The 21074-nt window shown below is 61.6% G+C and carries 14 protein-coding genes; 4 read left to right on the top strand and 10 right to left on the bottom strand.

All coding sequences use genetic code 11. The features are described from left to right. The first annotated feature begins 1 nt into the window (after nucleotide 1). The gene (gene ptsP / locus ACKLNA_RS18740) at nucleotides 2-2515 is read left to right on the top strand and encodes a phosphoenolpyruvate--protein phosphotransferase (RefSeq protein ID WP_408986705.1); all 2514 of its coding nucleotides are present in this window, start codon (nucleotides 2-4) and stop codon (nucleotides 2513-2515) included. Between the two features lie 23 nt (nucleotides 2516-2538). Beyond that, nucleotides 2539-4254, top strand: a complete 1716-nt coding sequence (nagE, locus tag ACKLNA_RS18735) for an N-acetylglucosamine-specific PTS transporter subunit IIBC (RefSeq protein ID WP_408986704.1) — start codon at nucleotides 2539-2541, stop codon at nucleotides 4252-4254. 603 nt (nucleotides 4255-4857) lie between these two features. On the opposite strand, the gene ACKLNA_RS18730 is transcribed toward nagE, so the two are convergent. Beyond that, nucleotides 4858-5169 carry an NGG1p interacting factor NIF3 gene (locus ACKLNA_RS18730; RefSeq protein WP_408986703.1) on the bottom strand — a complete coding sequence of 104 codons (312 nt, stop codon included), beginning with the start codon at nucleotides 5167-5169 and terminating at the stop codon, nucleotides 4858-4860. 5 nt (nucleotides 5170-5174) lie between these two features. Beyond that, the gene (purL, locus tag ACKLNA_RS18725; RefSeq protein ID WP_305836761.1) at nucleotides 5175-9071 is read right to left on the bottom strand and encodes a phosphoribosylformylglycinamidine synthase; all 3897 of its coding nucleotides are present in this window, start codon (nucleotides 9069-9071) and stop codon (nucleotides 5175-5177) included. A 285-nt stretch (nucleotides 9072-9356) separates the two neighbouring features. Here purL and mltF point away from each other — a divergent pair, with 285 nt between their 5' ends. Beyond that, nucleotides 9357-10817: a membrane-bound lytic murein transglycosylase MltF gene (mltF, locus tag ACKLNA_RS18720; protein ID WP_305836762.1), complete on the top strand. Its 1461-nt coding sequence runs from the start codon at nucleotides 9357-9359 to the stop codon at nucleotides 10815-10817. Nucleotides 10818-10860: 43 nt separating this feature from the next. On the opposite strand, the gene pdxJ is transcribed toward mltF, so the two are convergent. From pdxJ to lptF, 8 genes are all read right to left on the bottom strand, one after another. Then, entirely contained in the window at nucleotides 10861-11604 is a 744-nt protein-coding gene (gene pdxJ, locus ACKLNA_RS18715) for a pyridoxine 5'-phosphate synthase (protein ID WP_038357694.1), read from the bottom strand. Nucleotides 11605-11650: 46 nt separating this feature from the next. Then, nucleotides 11651-12337, bottom strand: a complete 687-nt coding sequence (gene recO / locus ACKLNA_RS18710; protein WP_408986702.1) for a DNA repair protein RecO — start codon at nucleotides 12335-12337, stop codon at nucleotides 11651-11653. 155 nt (nucleotides 12338-12492) lie between these two features. After that, nucleotides 12493-13395, bottom strand: a complete 903-nt coding sequence (gene era, locus ACKLNA_RS18705) for a GTPase Era (RefSeq protein WP_011332590.1) — start codon at nucleotides 13393-13395, stop codon at nucleotides 12493-12495. After that, a complete protein-coding gene (gene rnc, locus ACKLNA_RS18700; protein WP_085711665.1) occupies nucleotides 13388-14077 on the bottom strand; it encodes a ribonuclease III in 690 nt (229 codons plus the stop codon). The genes era and rnc overlap by 8 nt, the downstream gene beginning before the upstream one ends. A 182-nt stretch (nucleotides 14078-14259) precedes the next feature. Beyond that, nucleotides 14260-15114, bottom strand: coding sequence for a signal peptidase I (gene lepB, locus ACKLNA_RS18695; protein WP_065261873.1), 855 nt, complete (start codon nucleotides 15112-15114; stop codon nucleotides 14260-14262). Nucleotides 15115-15123: 9 nt separating this feature from the next. Further along, nucleotides 15124-16920 (bottom strand): translation elongation factor 4, encoded by a 1797-nt coding sequence (lepA, locus tag ACKLNA_RS18690; RefSeq protein WP_085711666.1) that lies wholly within the window; start codon nucleotides 16918-16920, stop codon nucleotides 15124-15126. Nucleotides 16921-17093: 173 nt separating this feature from the next. Continuing rightward, the gene (lptG, locus tag ACKLNA_RS18685; protein ID WP_305836765.1) at nucleotides 17094-18155 is read right to left on the bottom strand and encodes an LPS export ABC transporter permease LptG; all 1062 of its coding nucleotides are present in this window, start codon (nucleotides 18153-18155) and stop codon (nucleotides 17094-17096) included. Continuing rightward, nucleotides 18148-19269: an LPS export ABC transporter permease LptF gene (lptF, locus tag ACKLNA_RS18680; protein WP_265812240.1), complete on the bottom strand. Its 1122-nt coding sequence runs from the start codon at nucleotides 19267-19269 to the stop codon at nucleotides 18148-18150. The genes lptG and lptF overlap by 8 nt, the downstream gene beginning before the upstream one ends. 308 nt (nucleotides 19270-19577) lie before the next feature. On the opposite strand from lptF, the gene ACKLNA_RS18675 reads away from it, so the two are divergent. Then, entirely contained in the window at nucleotides 19578-21068 is a 1491-nt protein-coding gene (locus ACKLNA_RS18675; RefSeq protein WP_114881502.1) for a leucyl aminopeptidase, read from the top strand. The last annotated feature ends 6 nt before the right edge of the window (nucleotides 21069-21074 follow it).

Below are 21074 nucleotides of genomic sequence, written 5' to 3'. Positions count from 1 at the left end.
CATGCACAACAACAATAAAGAGCTGACTTTAAGCGCCCCGCTCAGCGGCCCGGTGCTCACGCTCGCCAAAGTTCCGGACGCGGTGTTCGCCAGCGGCGCGATGGGCGACGGCATTGCCATCGATCCGCTGAACGACACCTTGTATTCGCCCTGCGCCGGGGTGGTGATCCACGTTGCCCGCACCGGCCATGCGCTGACCGTGCGTGCCGACAACGGCGCGGAAATCCTCCTGCACCTGGGGCTCGACACCGTCGAGTTGCAGGGCGAAGGTTTCTCGATGCTGGTCAAGGAAGGCACTCGGGTCAGCAGTGGCCAGCCATTGCTGCGCTATGACCTGGACAAGGTCGGCCGTCAGTGCAAAAGCCTGGTCAGCCTGTTGATCCTGACCAACAGCCAGGATTTCCAGGCGCGTCCCATCACTCTGAAAACGGTGAAGGTCGGCGAGCCGCTGTTGCACATCGTCGCCCGACACGGCACGGCGGCGAACGCGGAAGAATCCGGTGGCCCTGAAGTTCACGGTCATGTGCGGGTCGCTCATCGTGGCGGTCTGCATGCGCGTCCGGCGGCGTTGATCCGCCAGACTGCGCAAGGCTTCAAGAGCCAGTCGCAGCTGCATTTCGCCGGCAAATCGGCGCCGTGCAACAGCCTCATCGGTTTGATGGGCCTGGCGATTGGCGAACAGGACGAAGTGCAAGTCAGTTGCCAGGGTTCCGACGCGCAAGCGGCGCTGCAAGCCTTGCTCACTGCACTGGCCACCGCCCTGCCGGAGGATCATCACGCCGCTGCACCGGTTGCTGCCGCGCCGCGCAATCGCCCGGCCGAGGCCGGCGTGTTGCACGGCGTGTGCGCTGCACCGGGTCTGGTCGGCGGGCCGCTGTTTCGCCTGAACGCGATCAGCCTGCCGACGGACGCCGGCAATCATCAGCCCGAGCAACAATTACAGATCCTCGACACCGCGCTGAACCAGGTCCGCAGCGAAATCAACGGCACCCTCGCCCAAGCGAAAAAACACCGCAATGCCGACGAAGAAGCAATCTTCGCCGCGCACCTGGCGCTGCTGGAAGACCCGGCCCTGCTCGACGCTGCGCAGCAATCGATTGAAACCGGCACTGCGGCGACTCACGCCTGGAGCCAATCCATCGATACGCAATGCGAAGTGCTGCAAAACACCGGCAGCCCGTTGCTCGCCGAGCGCGCCAACGATCTGCGCGATTTGAAACAACGGGTGCTGCGCGCCCTGCTTGGTGAAGCCTGGCATTACGAAGTGCCGGCCGGTGCCATCGTCGCCGCTCACGAACTGACGCCGTCGGACCTGCTGCAACTGAGCGCGCAAGGTGTCGCCGGCTTGTGCATGGCCGAAGGCGGCGCGACTTCCCACGTGGCGATTCTGGCCCGGGGCAAAGGCTTGCCATGCATGGTCGCACTGGGCTCGGCGCTGCTTGATCAAACGCAAGGCCAATCGGTGGTGCTCGACGCCGATGGCGGGCGCCTCGAACTGGCGCCGAATGCCGAGCGTCTGGCCGAAGTCCAGCAAGCGCAAATCGACCGTCAGCAACGTCGCGATGCCCAGCAAGCCAAAGCCCATCTGCCGGCCGAAACCCGCAACGGCGTGGCCATCGAAGTGGTCGCCAACGTCGCCTCCAGCCATGAAGCGGCGGATGCGTTTGCCAACGGCGCCGATGGCGTCGGCCTGCTGCGCACCGAGTTCCTGTTCGTTGATCGCCACACCGCTCCGGACGTCGAAGAGCAGCGCGCCGCCTATCAAGCGGTGATCGATGCCATGGGCGACAAATCGGTGATCATCCGCACAATCGACGTCGGTGGCGACAAACAACTCGACTATCTGCCGCTGCCGGTCGAAGCCAACCCGGTGCTCGGTTTGCGCGGTATTCGCCTGGCCCAGGCCCGTCCGGAAATCCTCGATCAGCAACTGCGCGCCCTGCTGCAAGTCAGCCCGTTGCAGCGCTGCCGGATCCTGTTGCCGATGGTCACCGAAGTCGACGAACTGCTGCACATCCGCCAGCGGGTCGATGCGCTGTGCCTGGAACTGGGCATCAATCAACGTCCGGAAATCGGCGTGATGATCGAAGTCCCGGCCGCTGCATTGCAGGCCGAACAACTGGCCGAACACGCGGACTTCCTGTCCATCGGCACCAACGACCTGTCGCAATACACCCTGGCCATGGACCGCGACCACGCCGGCCTCGCCGCGCGGGTCGATGCCCTGCACCCGGCGCTACTGCGCTTGATCGCCATGACCTGTGAAGGCGCGGCGGTGCACAAGCGTTGGGTCGGCGTGTGCGGCGCCCTCGCCTCGGATCCGCTGGCAACCCCCGTACTGATCGGCCTGGGCGTGACCGAACTGTCGGTGAGCCCGGTACAGATCGGCGAAATCAAGGATCGTGTGCGCCAGCTGCACGAAGCCGAATGCCAACGCCTCGCCCGGGACCTGCTCAAGCTGAGCAGCGCCGCCGCGGTGCGTCATGCCTGTCATCAACATTGGCCTCTGCGCTAACAACAACAAAAAGGACGACCGCCATGTACCAACTCTTCATCGAAGGCCTGCAACGCCTGGGCCGCGCGCTGATGCTGCCGATCGCGATCCTGCCGATCGCCGGCCTGCTGCTGCGCCTGGGCGACACTGACCTCTTGAACATCGCGATCATCCACGATGCCGGTCAGGTGATCTTCGCCAACCTGGCAATGATCTTCGCCATCGGCATCGCGGTCGGGTTCGCCAAGGACAACAACGGCACCGCCGGCCTCGCCGGGGTGATCGGTTACCTGGTGATGATCTCCACGCTCAAGGTGCTCGACGCGAGCATCAACATGGGCATGCTCGCCGGGATCGTCAGCGGCCTGATGGCCGGCGCGCTGTACAACCGCTTCAAGGACATCAAGTTGCCGGAATATCTGGCGTTCTTCGGCGGTCGGCGTTTCGTACCGATTGTCACCGGTTTTGCAGCGGTGGGCCTGGGCGTGGTGTTCGGTTACATCTGGCCGCCGATCCAGCACGGCATAAACAGCTTCGGCAGCCTGATGATGGAAAGCGGCAGCTTCGGCGCCTTCGTCTTCGGCGTATTCAACCGCCTGCTGATCGTCACCGGCCTGCACCACATCCTCAACAACATGGCGTGGTTCGTGTTCGGCAACTTCACCGACCCAACCACGGGTGCGCTGGTGACAGGCGATCTGTCGCGCTACTTCGCCGGTGATCCGAAGGGCGGCCAGTTCATGACCGGCATGTTCCCGATGATGATCTTCGGCCTCCCCGCCGCGTGCCTGGCCATGTACCGCAACGCCCTGCCGGAACGCCGCAAGGTGATGGGCGGGATCTTCCTGTCGATGGCCCTGACCTCGTTCCTGACCGGCGTCACCGAGCCGATCGAATTCGCCTTCATGTTCCTCGCACCGCTGCTGTATCTGGTGCATGCGCTGCTGACCGGGCTGTCGATGGCGATCACCAACGCACTGAACATTCATCTGGGCTTTACCTTCTCCGGTGGTTTCATCGACATGGTGCTCGGCTGGGGCAAGTCCACCAATGGCTGGCTGATGGTACCGGTGGGCCTGGCTTATGCGGTCATTTATTACGCGGTGTTTGATTTCTGCATCCGCCGCTTCAACCTGAAAACGCCGGGACGTGAAGACGTCGCCACCGCCGATAAAGCGGTCCTGACGGAAAACGAACGCGCCAGCGCGTACATCAAGGCACTCGGCGGCGCGGAAAATCTGGTGACTGTCGGCGCGTGCACCACGCGGCTGCGACTGGAAATGGTCGACCGCAACAAGGCGTCGGATGCCGATTTGAAAGCACTGGGCGCGATGGCTGTTGTGCGCCCGGGCAAAGGTGGGAGTTTGCAAGTGGTCGTCGGGCCGATGGCCGACAGCATTGCCGATGAGATTCGACTGGCGATGCCCGCATTGGGCCGTGCCGTAGTGGCTACACCTGTTGCGGTCATCGAAACCAGCGAACCGATTGCAGTCGCCACACCGCTGGCACAGCAATGGCTGAGCGCTCTGGGTGGCAGCGACAACGTGCTGCAACTCGACTGCATCGCCATGAGCCGGATTCGCCTGCAACTGGCGGATAGCAAGGTGCTCTCGGAAAGCCGATTGAAAGAGCTTGGATGTTTGGGTGTGAGCGCGCTGGAAGATGGCGTGTGGCACTTGCTGGTGGGGGATCGGGCGCAGAGTTTGAGTGCGGCGCTGGAGGGGTTGGTCAATCGGAGTGAGGTGAGTGCGAAGGTATAGGGCGACCACTGAATCGCTGGGTGAGAGGTGATTTGACGCATCGTTGTACGAATTCAGAATCCCCCCTCACCCTAACCCTCTCCCGGAGGGAGAGGGGACTGACCGAGTTGTTTTGGAGAGGTACGCCGACGTGAAATACCGAGGTGAACTCGGGTTTTAGAACGCATGCAACTCGAGCTCTGCTGCTCCTGCTTGTGCTTTTGCTCTCCACCACTCAACACGATGAGCGTTAGCTCGAGTAAAGCTTTTGATCTTTTGGCCCCATCGGAAGGCTGAGTGGAGGGATTTATCCGGGGGTGGGAGCGCAGCGACCGTGCGGCGAAGCCGCATGCATCGAGAGGAGGTGCAGCGAAGCAAACCGTAGGCGATGCCCCCGGATGAATCCCGGAGCGAAGGAACGCCGAGCCACAGCGAGGCGCCGAACGCAGGGGCAAGCCTTTTTGGTTACTTTTGAGGCGTTTGTCAAAAGTGACCCGCCGTAAGGGCGGAACCATAAGCCGCAACACCCGAAGAAACGGATATTCACCCAACCCAAACCCCGAACAACAAAAAACCCGCTGAAATCACTCTCAGCGGGTTTCCCGTTTCAGCAGCCAAGGAAGATCAAAAATCCTCCAACCGCCAAACCTCATAAGCCGGCGTCTCGTAAGGATGGCTGGCCTTCAAAGCCCCCACCACCCCACGAATCAACTCATCGCCAACGACAAGCTCAACCTTCCACTCCTCGACCCGCTCAACCCGCCCCGCCTCACCAATGAACGGCTGACTGCCGTCCAGAGGTCGAAACTGGCCCAGACCAAGCACCTGCCACGCACAGTGGTCATAGTCACCGATCCGCCCACCACCCGCAGCGAACACAGCATCCTTGACCACATCGACATGACTGTCGGGAACAAAAAAAGCGAGCTTGTACACAGCGCTTAGTTCACCCACACACGAGCATTACGGAACATGCGCATCCACGGAGCGTCTTCGTTCCAGTCTTCCGAACGCCACGAGTTCTGCACGGCGCGGAACACACGCTCCGGGTGCGGCATCATGATCGTTACGCGACCATCGCGGCTGGTGAGGCCGGTGATCCCGCGCGGCGAACCGTTCGGGTTGGCCGGGTAGGCTTCGGTGACCTTGCCGTGGTTGTCGACGAAACGCATCGCCACGCAACCGGACAGATCGGCTTCGAGCAGTGCCTCTTCGCTTTCGAATTCGGCATGGCCTTCACCGTGAGCGATGGCGATCGGCATGCGCGAACCGGCCATGCCCTGCAGGAAGATCGAGTTCGATTCCTGAACCTGAACCATCGCCACGCGCGCTTCGAACTGCTCGGAGCGGTTGCGCACGAAGTGCGGCCAGAACTCGCTGCCCGGGATCAGCTCGTGCAGGTTGGACATCATCTGGCAACCGTTGCACACGCCGAGGGTGAAGCTGTCGTTACGCTCGAAGAAGCCCTGGAACGCATCGCGGGCACGGCTGTTGAACAGTGCGGACTTGGCCCAGCCTTCACCGGCGCCGAGTACGTCGCCGTAGGAGAAACCACCGCAGGCCACCAGACCTTTGAACTCGTTCAAGTCGACACGGCCGGCCAGAATGTCGCTCATGTGCACGTCGATCGCGTTGAAACCGGCGCGGTCGAACGCGGCCGCCATTTCCACCTGACCGTTGACGCCCTGCTCACGCAGCACGGCAACCTGAGGGCGGATGCCTTTCTTGATGTAAGGCGCGGCGATGTCCTGGTTGACGTCGTAGCTCAGCTTGACGCTCAGGCCCGGATTGTCTTCTTCCAGCAGGACGTCGAATTCCTGCTGAGCACAGTCGGCGTTGTCGCGCAAACGCTGGATCTGGTAGCTGGTCTCGGCCCACTGACGCTGCAGCAGACGACGCTGGCCTTCGAACACGGTGTCACCGTTGAAGGTGATGTTGATCTGGCCGTTGTTGATCGGCTGACCGATCACGGAAACGCAGTCGCCCAGACCGGCCGCGCTGAATTGCGCGAGGATGTCCGGCGTGGCGTCCTGGCGAACCTGGATCACCGCACCCAGTTCTTCGTTGAACAGGATGGCGGCGATTTCAGCGGCGTTTTCCGCAACGCTGTCGAGGTTCAGGCTCAGGCCGCAGTGGCCGGCAAAGGCCATTTCCACCACGGAGGTCAGCAGACCACCGTCGGAACGGTCGTGGTACGCCAGCAGGTGACCGTCGGCGTTGAGGCCCTGGATCACGGCGAAGAACGCTTTCAGGTCTTCGGCATCGTCGACGTCCGGAGCCTGCTTGCCGAGCTTGCCGTGAACCTGCGCGAGGATCGAGGCGCCCATGCGGTTCTGGCCGCGACCGAGGTCGATCAGGATCAGGTCGGTGGTGCCCTTGTCCATGCGCAGTTCCGGAGTCAGGGTCTGACGGATGTCAGCCACTGGCGCGAAACCGGTCACGATCAGGGACATCGGCGAAGTAACGGTCTTGTCTTCGCCGTTGTCGTTCCAGCGGGTGGCCATGGACATGGAGTCCTTGCCCACCGGAATGGTCAGGCCCAGCTCGGGGCACAGTTCCATGCCGACCGCTTTCACGGTGTCGTACAGACGCGCATCTTCGCCCGGGTGGCCGGCAGCGGACATCCAGTTCGCCGACAGTTTGATGTCGGAGAGCTTGTTGATGCGCGAGGCGGCAATGTTGGTCAGGGTTTCGCCGATGGCCATGCGGCCCGACGCCGGAGCGTCCAGCAGCGCCAGCGGAGTGCGCTCGCCCATTGCCATCGCTTCACCGGTGTAGACGTCGAAGCTGGTGGCGGTGACGGCAACGTCGGCCACCGGAACCTGCCATGGGCCGACCATCTGGTCACGGGCCACGAGGCCGGTGATGGTGCGGTCGCCGATGGTGATCAGGAAGCTTTTGCTCGCCACGGCCGGGTGATGCAGGACGCGCTCGATGGAATCGGCGATGTCGAGGTTCGACGGATCGAAGTCATCGCCCAGCTCGGCTTCGCGAACCACCGAACGGTGCATGCGCGGCGCCTTGCCCAGCAACACTTCCAGTGGCATGTCCACCGGGTTGTTGCCGAAGTGGCTGTCGGTCACGGTCAGTTGCGGCTCGGCGGTGGCTTCACCGACGACGGCGAACGGGCAACGCTCACGTTCGCAGATCGCCTTGAAGCGCTCGAAGTCGGCCGGGCCGACCGCCAGAACGTAACGTTCCTGGGATTCGTTGGACCAGATTTCGTGCGGGGCCATGCCCGGCTCGTCGTTTGGAATGTTGCGCAGTTCGAAACGGCCACCGCGGTCGCCGTCGTTGACCAGTTCCGGGAAGGCGTTGGACAGACCGCCCGCACCCACGTCGTGGATGAAACTGATCGGGTTCTTGTCGCCCAGCTGCCAGCAACGGTCGATGACTTCCTGGCAGCGACGTTCCATTTCAGGGTTTTCACGCTGAACCGAAGCGAAGTCCAGATCCGCCGAGCTGGTGCCGGTGGCCATGGAGGAAGCGGCGCCGCCGCCCAGACCGATCAGCATCGCCGGGCCGCCGAGGACGATCAGCTTGGAGCCGACGACGATCTCGCCTTTCTTGACGTGCTCTTCACGGATGTTGCCCATGCCGCCAGCCAGCATGATCGGCTTGTGGTAACCACGAACTTCATCACCGTGCGGGGTGGTGATCGACTGTTCGAAAGTACGGAAGTAACCGGTCAGGGCCGGACGGCCGAACTCGTTGTTGAACGCTGCGCCGCCCAGCGGGCCTTCGATCATGATGTCCAGCGCATTGACGATGCGCTCAGGCTTGCCGTACGGCACTTCCCACGGCTGTTCGAAGCCCGGGATCTGCAGGTTCGACACGGTGAAACCGGTCAGGCCGGCCTTCGGCTTGGCACCACGACCGGTTGCGCCTTCGTCGCGGATCTCGCCACCGGAACCGGTGGACGCGCCCGGGAACGGAGCGATCGCGGTCGGGTGGTTGTGGGTTTCGACCTTCATCAGGATATGCACCGGCTCCTGCACCGCGCCGTACTGGCGGGTTTCCGGATCCGGGAAGAAGCGGCCGGCAACGTTGCCGACGATCACCGAAGCGTTGTCCTTGTAAGCGGACAGCACGCCTTCGCTGTGCATCTGATAGGTGTTCTTGATCATGCCGAACAGGCTTTTTTCCTGGCTCTCGCCGTCAATATCCCAACTGGCGTTGAAGATCTTGTGGCGGCAGTGCTCGGAGTTGGCCTGGGCGAACATCATCAGTTCGATGTCGTGCGGGTTGCGCTTGAGACCGTTGAAGGCATTGACCAGGTAGTCGATCTCGTCTTCGGCCAGGGCCAGGCCCAGCTCGACGTTGGCCTTCTCCAGCGCGGCGCGGCCGCCACCGAGGATGTCGATGGCGGTCAGCGGCTTCGGCTCAGCGTGGCTGAACAGACCGGCAGCCTGTTCGAGGTTGCCCAGAACGATCTGGGTCATGCGGTCATGCAGTACGTCGGCGATCTGCTGCGCCTGGGCGTCGCTGAACTGACCGGCCACATAGAACGCGATGCCGCGCTCCAGACGCTGGATCTTGCTCAGGCCGCAGTTGCGGGCGATGTCGCTGGCCTTGCTCGACCATGGCGAGATGGTGCCGAAACGCGGCAACACCAGGAACAGACGACCGGTCGGCTCTTGTACCGGAACGCTTGGACCGTACTTCAGAAGGCGCGCAAGCACCTGCTGTTCGTCGCCGGTCAGGACGCCGGTGACTTCGGCGAAGTGAGCGAATTCAGCATACAGGCCACTGACAGCTGGAACCTTCTGGCTCAGTTGCTCAAGGAGTTTGCTGTGGCGAAAGGCAGAAAGGGCAGGAGCGCCGCGCAGGATCAACATCTTCGGGACAGCCTCGGGAAGGGGTGTGCTTTGAGGCCGTGCATTCTAGCCTAAACCGACCTCAACATCACCCGAAACGCTACGCACGGTTGCACTCGGACCTCAATCTGTGTTTCTGCCTCTGAAGTCAGATTTGGAGCCTGCGGGACAACAGCTTATTTTTTCTGTCACAAAATGCTGTCCGGCCCCATTCCTGCGGGGTTGCGGGCGCTTTTTCAATCGCTAGCAGACTACCCCTCCACTGTCGAGATATGGCGCCCGTTGCGCTTTGCGTATACTGCGCACATGTTTTCCCCAACGGCTTTGCGTCCGCGGTACGCCAAATGGCTGATCGCTACCGGACTCTTCCTGATGCTCAGTGGCTGTGTTGATAAACCCAACACACTCGAGCGCGTAAAGGAGGATGGTGTGCTGCGGGTGATCACCCGTAACAGCCCCGCCACCTACTTTCAGGATCGCAGCGGCGAGACCGGCTTCGAATACGAGCTGGTGAAGCGCTTCGCCGACGATTTGGGGGTGGAACTGAAGATCGAGACCGCCGACAACCTCGACGACCTGTTCGACCAGATCGGCAAGCCCAATGGCCCGGTGCTGGCCGCCGCCGGCCTGGTCAGCAGCGATCAGCGCAAGAAGCAGGTGCGGTTCTCCCATTCCTACCTCGAAGTCACCCCGCAGATCATCTATCGCAACGGCCAGTCCCGGCCGACCGATGCCAGTGAACTGGTCGGCAAGAAGATCATGGTGCTCAAGGGCAGCACCCACGCCGACCAGCTTGCCGAGCTGAAACAGAAATATCCCGGGATCGAATACGAAGAATCCGACGCCGTCGAAGTGGTCGACCTGTTGCGCATGGTCGATGAAGGCCAGATCGACCTGACCCTGGTCGATTCCAACGAAGTGGCAATGAACCAGGTGTACTTCACCAATATCCGCGTCGCCTTCGACCTCGGCGATGCACGCAGCCAGAGCTGGGCGGTGGCCGCCGGTGAAGACAACAGCCTGCTCAACGAGATCAACAGTTATCTGGACAAGGTGCAGAAGAACGGCACCCTGCAACGTCTGAAGGACCGCTACTACGGCCACGTCGATGTCCTCGGCTACATGGGCGCCACGACCTTCGCCCAGCATTTGCAGCAGCGCCTGCCCAAGTACGAACAGCACTTCAAGACCTACGCCAAGAAAGAGAAAGTCGACTGGCGCCTGCTCGCGGCCATCGGTTATCAGGAATCGCTGTGGCAACCGGCCGTCACTTCGAAGACCGGCGTGCGCGGCCTGATGATGCTGACCCAGAACACTGCGCAGGCCATGGGCGTGTCCAACCGCCTCGATCCGAAGCAGAGCATCATGGGCGGCGCGAAGTATCTGGCGTACATGAAGGATCAACTGGATGACTCGATCCAGGAGCCGGATCGTACGTGGTTTGCACTGGCTGCCTACAACGTCGGCAGCGGCCACCTGGATGACGCGCGCAAATTGGCGTCTCGGGAAGGCCTGAATCCGGACAAGTGGCTGGATGTGAAGAAGATGCTGCCACGACTGTCGCAGAAGCAGTGGTACAGCAAGACCCGCTATGGCTACGCCCGTGGCGGCGAACCGGTGCATTTCGTAGCAAACATCCGTCGCTACTACGACATCCTGACCTGGGTGACCCAGCCGCAGCTTGAGGGCGATCAGGTCGCCGAAGGCAATCTGCATGTGCCGGGGATCGACAAGTCCAAACCGGCGCAGGAAAACCCGCCGCTCTGATAAACACTGTGGGAGCAGGCTCCCACAGTGTCTGTGTTGAGGCTTAGTGTTTGGCGGCCGCCAGAATCAACGCCTTCATCTCCGAAACCGCCGACTTGAAGCCGACGAACAACGCATGCGCCACCAGCGCGTGACCGATGTTCAGTTCATTGATGCCCTTGATCGCCGCCACGGCTTCAACGTTGTGATAGTGCAAACCGTGACCGGCATTGACGATCAGGCCCTGGGCCAGACCGAATGCCACGCCATCCGCCACACGCTTGAGCTCTTCAGCCACTTCTGTCGGCGTTTCGGCATCGGCGTAACGCCCGGTGTGCAGCTCGATAGCTGGAGCGCCGACCCGTTTCGAGGCAGCGATCTGCCGCTCGTCAGCGTCGATGAACAGCGACACTTCGCTGCCGATCTTCGACAGACGCTCCACCGCCGCCTTGATGCGTTCTTCCTGCCCCGCCACGTCCAGACCGCCCTCGGTGGTCAACTCCTGACGGGTTTCCGGCACCAGGCAAATGTGCGCCGGACGGATGCGCTCGGCGAACGCCATCATTTCTTCGGTGACGCCCATTTCGAAGTTCATGCGGGTTTGCAACACATCCTTGAGCAGCAGCACGTCGCGCTCCTGAATGTGGCGACGGTCCTCGCGCAGGTGCACGGTGATGCCGTCGGCGCCCGCCTCTTCCGCGTCCAGCGCAGCCTTGACCGGATCCGGATAGCGTGTGCCCCGAGCCTGACGCAGGGTGGCGACGTGGTCGATGTTCACGCCAAGAAGAATGCGATTGCTGGTGGTCACGGATGCGCTCCTGAAGGGAAAGATTCGGCGCACAGCATACACGGGGCTACGGTTTGCGAAACAGCTCGCGGCTCACGAGAGGACGACCGCCCAGATGCACGGCCAATGCCTGACGCATCAAGCGTTTGGCGGCGGACAACGCGCCGGGGGCTGACCAGTCGGCTTCGGCCATGGCCAGCAGCTCGGTGCCATTGAACAGGCCGGGTTGCAGCAGGTAGACCCGCTCGAGTCCGGCGTCCACCTGCAGGCGATAGAGGCCATCCGCGGCGATGGGCTCGTCGTTGATGTCGGTGTTCAGGGAGAAGCCATAACCGAGGTCGTCGAGCAGGCGCCATTCGAAGGAGCGCAGCAGGGGTTCCAGTGGCCGGCCTTCGGCGAGGGCCAGCAGCGTGGCGGCGTAATGATCGAACACTGCGGGATGCGGATCTTCGGCCGGCAGCAGGCGGATCAGCAACTCGTTGAGATAGAGACCGCTGAACAGCGCCTCGCCGATCATCCATGTCGCGTTACCGACGCTTTCCATGCGACCGACGTTCTTCAACTCACCCTTGCCCCGAAACTCCACTTCCAGCGGCACGAATGGCCGCGCCAGTGTCCCGGCCTTGCCCCGCGCGCTGCGCAACACCGCCCGCAGCCGACCTTGCGGCGTGAGGAAGTCCACCAAGGCGCTGGTTTCGCGGTAGGCGCGGGAGTGGAGGACGTAGGCGGGTTGGGCGGGAGGCGTTTGAGACATGGACTTCTCGTTGAGGGAAACGCGGTTTACTCATCACCCAAAACCAATGTGGGAGCGAGCTTGCTCGCGAAAGTGGTGCAACAGTCAACATCAATGCCGAATGTTACATCGTCTTCGCGAGCAAGCTCGCTCCCACAATGGATCGATGTATTGCTTTACAGGTCGCCGTAACCCAGCGAACGCAGCGCGCGCTCGTCGTCGGACCAGCCGCCTTTCACCTTGACCCACAGGTTGAGCATGATCTTGGAGTCGAACAGCAGCTCCATGTCCTTGCGCGCCTCGGTGCCGATGCGCTTGATGCGCTCGCCCTTGTCGCCAATGATGATTTTCTTCTGGCCGTCACGCTCGACGAGGATCAACGCATGGATGTGCAGTGTTGCACCCTGCTGCTTGAACTCTTCGATTTCCACGGTGATCTGGTACGGCAGCTCGGCACCGAGCTGGCGCATGATCTTCTCGCGCACCAGTTCGGCGGCGAGGAAGCGGCTGCTGCGGTCAGTGATCTGGTCTTCCGGGAAGAAGTGATCGTTCTCCGGCAGGTGATCGGCGATGACCTTTTCCAGCGCGTCGAGGTTGTGCCCCTGCTGTGCCGAAATCGGAATGATCTGCGCGTTCGGCAGCTGTTCCTGCAACCAGGACAGATGCGGCATCAGCTCGGCCTTGTCTTCGATGCGGTCCGTCTTGTTCAGTGCGACGATCAGCGGGCCGGTCACGTACTGCACGCGCTCCAGGACCATCTGGTCTTCTTCGGTCCACTTGGTGCGGTCCACTACGAAGATCACCACGTCAACGTCTTTCAACGCCGCCGAAGCGGTTTTGTTCATGTAACGGTTCAGGGCCTTTTCACCGCCCTTGTGCATGCCGGGAGTGTCGACGTAGATAGCCTGCACGTCGCCTTCGGTCTTGATCCCGAGCATGTTGTGGCGAGTGGTCTGCGGCTTGCGCGAGGTGATCGCGAGCTTCTGGCCGAGGATGTGGTTCAGCAGCGTGGACTTGCCCACGTTCGGACGGCCGACGATGGCAACGTAGCCACAGCGAGTTGCGTTTGTATCAGTCATTGCCATTCTCCACACCCAGGGCAATCAGTGCTGCGGCGGCCGCTACCTGTTCGGCAATACGACGGCTCACACCCTGACCCCGGCTTTTTTCATTCAATAGGACAACTTCGCACTCGACGAAGAAGGTACGGCAGTGCGGCTCGCCCTGGATATCCACGACTTCGTAGCGTGGCAGCTCGCAACCGCGCGATTGCAGGAATTCCTGCAGGCGGGTCTTCGGATCCTTGTTGGTGTCGACCAGCGTCAGACCTTCGAACTCGCCGGCCAGCCAGGCCAGGACGCGCTCGCGGGCGACTTCCATGCCGGCGTCGAGGTAGATCGCGCCGATCAGCGCTTCCAGGGCATCGGCCAGAATCGACTCACGACGGAAACCACCGCTTTTCAGCTCGCCGGAACCCAGGCGCAGGTATTCGCCCAGATCGAAACCACGGGCCAGAACGGCCAGGGTCTCGCCTTTCACCAGACGCGCACGCAAACGCGACAACTGGCCTTCGCGGGCCAGCGGGAAGCGCTCGAACAGGGCTTCACCGGCAACGAAGTTGAGGATCGCATCACCGAGGAATTCCAGACGTTCGTTGTTGCGTCCGGCAAAACTGCGGTGCGTGAGGGCCAGGACCATCAGTTCCTGGTCCTTGAAGGTGTAACCGAGCTGACGCTCGAGACGGCTGAGAGAAACGCTCACGGTTTGACCACGCTGAGTTCGTGGCTGGATTCCACCGCCATCGCCGGGATACGGCGCAGGCCTGGGACAATTAACGCTGTGTTCAAAAATGACGTCCTGAATATCGTGGCTTCATGCCCCGGAGCCGGTTGTGCCGACGCCAGAAATGCATTCGGCGCTGTGGTCAACAGCGCCGTGATTGTTTACTTGATCAGGCCGACCCGCGAGAAATTCGGCAGGTGGCTGAGTTTCGGTTCCGGCCAGCTCATCCAGACCGCGAAGGCCTTGCCGACGATGTTCTGGTCGGGAACCATGCCCAGCAGATCCTTGGGAATGTTCGGGTCATCCCAGTAGCGACTGTCGTTCGAGTTGTCGCGGTTGTCGCCCATCATGAAGTAGTGCCCGGCCGGCACGGTCCAGGTATGGTCCGGCGTGGCGCGGTAGCGGCTCATTTCCTTGCGGATCAGGTGCTCGGCGGCGCCGAGTTTTTCCTTGTAGAGCTCCGCGCTGCCGAGGGTGCCCGGCTCGGAGCCGACCAGTTGCTCGGCAATCGACTCGCCATTGACGAACAGACGCTTGTCGGCGGTGTAACGCACCGTGTCGCCCGGCAGGCCAACCACACGCTTGATGTAGTTGACGTTCGGGTCGCTCGGGTAGCGGAACACCATCACGTCGCCGCGTTGCGGATCACCGACTTCGATGACTTTCTTGTCGATCACCGGCAAGCGGATCCCGTAAGAAAACTTGTTCACCAGAATGAAGTCGCCGACGTCCAGGGTCGGTTTCATCGAGCCGGACGGAATCTGGAACGGTTCCACCAGGAACGAACGCAGCACCAGCACGATGAACAGCACCGGGAAGAACGACTTGCCGTATTCGACCAGCAGCGGTTCCTTGTTCAGCTTCTCCACCACCAGCACATCAGGCTGGCTGACGCTGCCCTGATAGGAAGCGATGGCGGCGCGCCGACGCGGTGCCAGGATCAACAGATCGAGCAACGCCAACAGGCCGCAGACGAACACGGCGATAACCAGCAACAGCGGGAAATTTAGTGACATAGGACCTGACTATTCCAACCTGAGCACAGCGAGGAAGGCTTCTTGTGGAATTTCCACGTTGCCGACCTGCTTCATGCGTTTCTTACCGGCCTTTTGCTTCTCGAGCAGTTTCTTCTTACGACTGACGTCACCGCCGTAGCATTTGGCCAATACGTTCTTTCTGAGCGCCTTGACGGTTGTCCGGGCGACGATCTGACCGCCAATGGCAGCCTGGATGGCCACGTCGAACATCTGACGAGGAATCAGTTCTTTCATCTTCTCGGTCAGCTGGCGACCTTTGAAGTGCGAATTGTCACGGTGCACGATCAACGCCAGGGCATCGACCTTGTCGCCGTTGATCAGCACGTCCAGTTTCACCAGATTAGCCGATTGGTAACGATCGAAATGGTAGTCCAGCGAAGCATAGCCGCGGCTGGTGGATTTCAGACGGTCGAAGAAGTCGAGGACCACTTCGTTCATCGGCAGGTCGTAGGTCACCTGGACCTGATTGCCGAGGAACAGCATGTCGACCTGGACACCGCGTTTTTCGATGCACAGGGTGATGACGTTGCCCAGGTGCTCCTGCGGAACCAGGATGTTGGCCCGCACGATCGGCTCGCGCATGTCTTCGATGGACGACACGTCCGGCAGCTTCGACGGGTTGTCGACGTAAATCGTTTCACCGGTTTTCAGCACCAGTTCGAAGATTACCGTCGGCGCCGTGGTGATCAGGTCCAGGTCGTATTCGCGCTCCAGGCGCTCCTGGATGATCTCCATGTGCAGCATGCCGAGGAAGCCGCAACGGAAGCCGAAGCCCAGGGCGTCGGAGCTTTCCGGGGTGTATTGCAGCGACGAGTCGTTCAGGGTCAGTTTCTGCAGCGCTTCGCGGAAATCCTCGAAGTCGTCGGAACTGACCGGGAACAGACCGGCGTAAACCTGTGGCTGGATGCGTTTGAAGCCTGGCAGCACTTCAACGTCCGGGGTGGAGCTGAGGGTCAGGGTGTCACCGACCGGCGCACCGTGAATGTCCTTGATGCTGGCGATGATGAAGCCCACTTCGCCGGCCTTCAGGTCAGCGGTAGCGGTGTGTTTCGGGTTGAAAACACCGACGCTGTCGACCAGGTGCACCTTGCCGGTGGATTTCACCAGGATCTTGTCGCCCTTCTTCACGCGGCCGTGACGCACGCGCACCAGGGAAACAACGCCCAGGTAGTTGTCGAACCAGGAGTCGATGATCAACGCTTGCAGCGGATCTTCGATGTTGCCGGTCGGCGCAGGAATGGTGGCGACCAGACGCTCGAGCACTTCGTCGACACCCAGGCCGGTCTTGGCGCTGCAGGTGACGGCGTCGGTGGCGTCGATGCCGATGATCTTCTCGATCTCGTCCTTGACGCGGTCAGGCTCGGCCTGCGGCAGGTCGATCTTGTTCAGTACCGGCATGACCTCCAGGCCCTGCTCGATCGCGGTGTAGCAGTTGGCCACGGACTGGGCTTCTACGCCCTGACCCGCGTCGACCACCAGCAAGGCACCTTCACACGCGGCCAGGGAACGGCTGACTTCGTAGGTGAAGTCGACGTGGCCCGGGGTGTCAATGAAGTTCAGCTGGTAGGTGACGCCGTCTTTGGCCTTGTAATAGAGGGTAACGCTGTGGGCCTTGATGGTGATCCCGCGTTCGCGCTCCAGCTCCATGGAATCCAGCACCTGGGCTTCCATTTCACGCTCGGCCAGGCCACCGCACATCTGGATGAATCGGTCAGCCAGCGTCGACTTGCCATGGTCAATGTGGGCGATGATGGAGAAATTGCGGATATGACTCAAATCACTCACGGATCAACACTCAAAAAGGCTGCAGGCTTGGCCCGCCGAAAAATAGCCGGGAATTGTACCTGATACACGGCGCAAGCGTCACGTTCGCCTGTCACCCGGATTGCATGCAAAAACGCCCCGGTCTGGCGACCGGGGCGTTTTTCAAGGTTGAAGCCAGGGTGAAACCTTGTTCATCAACCGGCTCGACGCAGCAACCAGACACCCGCCAGCGCACAGACGCCGGCCGGCACCAGCACCGCGAACAGCGGCGAGAAGCCGAACACCAGGCTGGATGGACCCAGCAAATCCTGGACGATCCGGAAGGTGAACCCCACCAGCACACCGGTGAACACTCGCTGACCCAGGGTCACCGAACGCAACGGGCCGAAAATGAAGGAGATCGCCATCAGCACCAGCGCAGCGGTCACCAGCGGCTGCAACACCTTGACCCAAAACGCCAGCCAGTAACGGCCGTTGCTCAGCCCCTGATCCGCCAGGTAATGGATATACCCCCACAGGCCGCTGATCGACAGCGCTTCCGGCGCCATAACCACGGTATTCAACAGCTCCGGACTGATGGAAACATCCCAGTCTTCAGTCGGTTTGTTGACGACTTCGGTGCTGCGCTCGTGGAACAGCGTGGTGGTGACATCGGTGAGCTGCCAGCGTTTGCCATCGAATTCGGCGCGCTTGGCGAAGCTCGAACTCTGCAGATGACGCTCCTTGTCGAAATGATAGCGGGTCACGCCGTACAACAGGCCATCGGGTTGAACGGCGTTGATATGGATGAACTCGTCACCCTGACGGTGCCACATGCCGTGCTTGGCGCTCTGTGCGTCACCGCTGCCCTGTGCCAGCGAACGATTGGCCTGAGCCATGCTTTCGGTGGCCGGGGCAACGTATTCACCGATCAGCACGCCGGCCAGCATCAACACCAGCATCGGCTTCATGACCGCCCAGACGATGCGTCCGATGGACACACCAGCCGCGCGCATCACGGTCAGTTCGCTGCTGCTTGCCAGACTGCCGAGACCGATCAGACAGCCGATCAGCGCCGCCATCGGCAACATGTCGTAGAGCCGGCGCGGTGCGGTGAGCAATACAAAGCTCAGCACATCGACCAGCGTGTAGGTTTCGCTGACGTCACCCATCTCGTCGATGAATGCAAACAGGGTGGCCAGGCCAAGAATGATCGCCAGCACCGCGATGATCGCAATGAATACGCTGCTGCCGATGTAGCGGTCGAGTTTAACCACGGGCCACCTCCAGCGCAGCGCTGCGACGGCTGGCCATTTTCAGGCGCAGCGGTTCCCAGTACAGCAGGCCGATACCGATGGCCAGGAAGATTGCATGCACCCACCACAGACCCAGACTCGCCGGGATCTTGCCTTTTTCGAGGGCGCCGCGGGCGGCAATCAGGATGGTCAGGTAAGCCATATAAAGAAGAATCGCCGGCAGCAGCTTGAGGAAGCGCCCCTGGCGCGGATTGACCCGCGACAGCGGCACCGCCATCAGAGTCACGATAAATACCAGCAGCGGCAGCGACAGGCGCCATTGCAGTTCGGTTTTCGCACGGATGTCGTCGCTGGCCATCAGGGTCGAGGTCGGCATCGCGTCACGATCTGTGACCTCCTCGCTGACATCAGGCTTTGGCAGCAGCACGCCATAGGTTTCGTAATGGATGGCACGGTAGTTGGCCAGCCCCGGGCTGCCGTCGTAGCGGTAGCCGTTGTGCAGGATCAGGTAACGGTTGCCGTCAGGACGGACTTCCTGCCGGCCTTTTTCGGCTACCAGCACGGAAATCCCGCGATCCGCCTGGTTGGCACCAAGGTTTTTCTGCGAAATGAACACGCTGCCCAGATTGACCCGGTCGTCGCTCAGGGTTTCGGTGTAGGTCACCCGGGTTCCGTCACGCAACGCCTGGAAACGGCCTGGCTCGAGGGTATCGAACTCGGTCAGGGCGTCCTGCTTGTTCAGCAGCAACTGGAACTGGTTGGCGCCTTGCGGGGCCAGGCTCAGGCTGAGCCAGGCCACCACCAGTGCCACCAGGGTGGCCGGGAACAGGGTCATGCGGAACAGGCGCTGCTGGCTCATGCCAGTGGCCGACAGCACGGTCATTTCGCTTTCCAGATACAACCGGCCGTACGCCAGAAGGATCCCGAGGAACAGGCCCAGTGGCAGGATCAACTGCATGAAACCCGGCAGACGGTAGCCCATGATCAGGAACAGCGATCCCGGATCGAGCTGGCCCGCAGCGGCCTGGGCAAGGTATTTGATGAAGCGACCGCTCATGATGATGACCAGCAGCACGGCGCTTACCGCACTCAGGGTCAACAGGACTTCGCGGGACAGATAACGGAAGACGATCAAACCAGACACTCCAGGGTTGTCAGGCTAAGGCGGCCAAACAAGCAAACGTATCGACAGGCCCGCAAGGCAGAGCCGTCGAAAAAAGATGCGGCATTATCCTGTGATTGAGGGCGCCTGTCACTGCGCACACTCACGCAAGCGTGCAATCCGTTGAAGATCGTACAACCGAGGGTTGTCAGGCGCGGTGAGCGAGGTTCAAACTGCCGCCTCTGTCGCAGGCACTGGCCTGCGCCTCTTCTCTCTATAAGCAGGCGACAGCGGACACCGTCGAACGCCTGCATGTTGACCATTCATTCAGGGATCCGGACATGGAACTGGTTGTAAAAAGCGTTAGCCCAGAAACGTTGAAAACCGCCACCCTGGTGGTTGCCGTCGGCGAAGGCCGCAAACTCGGCGTCGCAGCCAAGCAGGTCGACGAACTGAGCGGCGGCGCCATCAGCGCTGTCCTCAAGCGTGGCGACCTGGCCGGCAAGGTCGGTCAGAGCCTGCTGCTGCACAGCCTGCCGAACCTGAAAGCAGAACGCGTGCTGCTGGTCGGGGTGGGCAAGGATGAAGAACTGGGCGACCGCCCGTTCCGCAAGATCGTTGCCGGCATCCTCAACACTCTCAAGGGGCTGGGCGGCAGCGATGCCGTGCTGGCGCTGGATGAAATCATCGTCAAGGGCCGCGACAGCTACGGCAAGACCCGCCTGCTGGCCGAGACCCTGGTGGATGGCGAATACACCTTCGACCAGTTCAAGAGCCAGAAAGCCGAACCGCGCGCCCTGAAGAAAATCACCCTGCTGACCATCAAGGCTGCGCAAGCCGAAGTGCAACGCGCCGTGAACCACGCCACCGCGATCGCCAACGGCATGGCGTTCACCCGTAATCTGGGCAACCTGCCGCCGAACATCTGCCACCCGACGTTCCTCGGCGAACAAGCCAAGGACCTGGGCAAAGAGTTCAAGGATCTGAAAGTCGAAGTCCTCGACGAGAAGAAGATCAAATCCCTGGGCATGGGTTCGTTCTACGCCGTCGGCCAGGGCAGCGCCCAGCCGCCACGCCTGATCGTCATGCAATACAACGGCGGCAAGAAATCCGAGAAGCCATACGCGCTGGTCGGTAAAGGCATCACCTTCGACACCGGCGGCATCAGCCTGAAACCGGGCGCCGGCATGGACGAGATGAAGTACGACATGGGCGGCGCCGCCAGCGTGTTCGGCACCCTGCGTGCCGTGCTGGAACTGAAGCTGCCGATCAATCTGGTGTGCATCCTGGCCTGCGCCGAGAACATGCCGAGCGGCACCGCTTCGCGTCCGGGCGACATCGTCACCACCATGAGCGGCCAGACCGTGGAAATCCTCAACACCGACGCCGAAGGCCGTCTGGTGCTGTGCGACGCCCTGACCTACTCCGAGCGCTTCAAGCCGCAGGCAGTGATCGACATCGCCACCCTGACCGGTGCCTGCGTCGTAGCCCTGGGTGCCCACACGTCGGGCCTGCTGGGCAACAACGACGAACTGATCGAGCAACTGCTGAGCGCGGGCAAGGCTGCCGACGACCGCGCCTGGCAATTGCCGCTGTTCGATGAGTACCAGGAGCAACTGGACAGCCCGTTCGCCGACATCGCCAACATCGGCGGGCCGAAGGCCGGCACCATTACTGCTGCGTGCTTCCTGTCGCGCTTCACCAAGAACCTGAACTGGGCACACCTGGACATCGCGGGCACCGCGTGGACCAGCGGCGGCAAGGACAAGGGCGCCACCGGCCGTCCGGTTCCCCTGCTGACCCAGTACCTGCTGGATCGCGCCAAAGCCTGAAACCGA

The sequence above is a fragment of the Pseudomonas sp. UV AK001 genome, assembly GCF_046097675.1.
GTDB lineage: Bacteria > Pseudomonadota > Gammaproteobacteria > Pseudomonadales > Pseudomonadaceae > Aquipseudomonas > Aquipseudomonas kribbensis.
The sequence above is the reverse complement of the archived record's forward strand: the minus strand, read 5'-3'. Positions and strand labels throughout refer to the sequence as shown.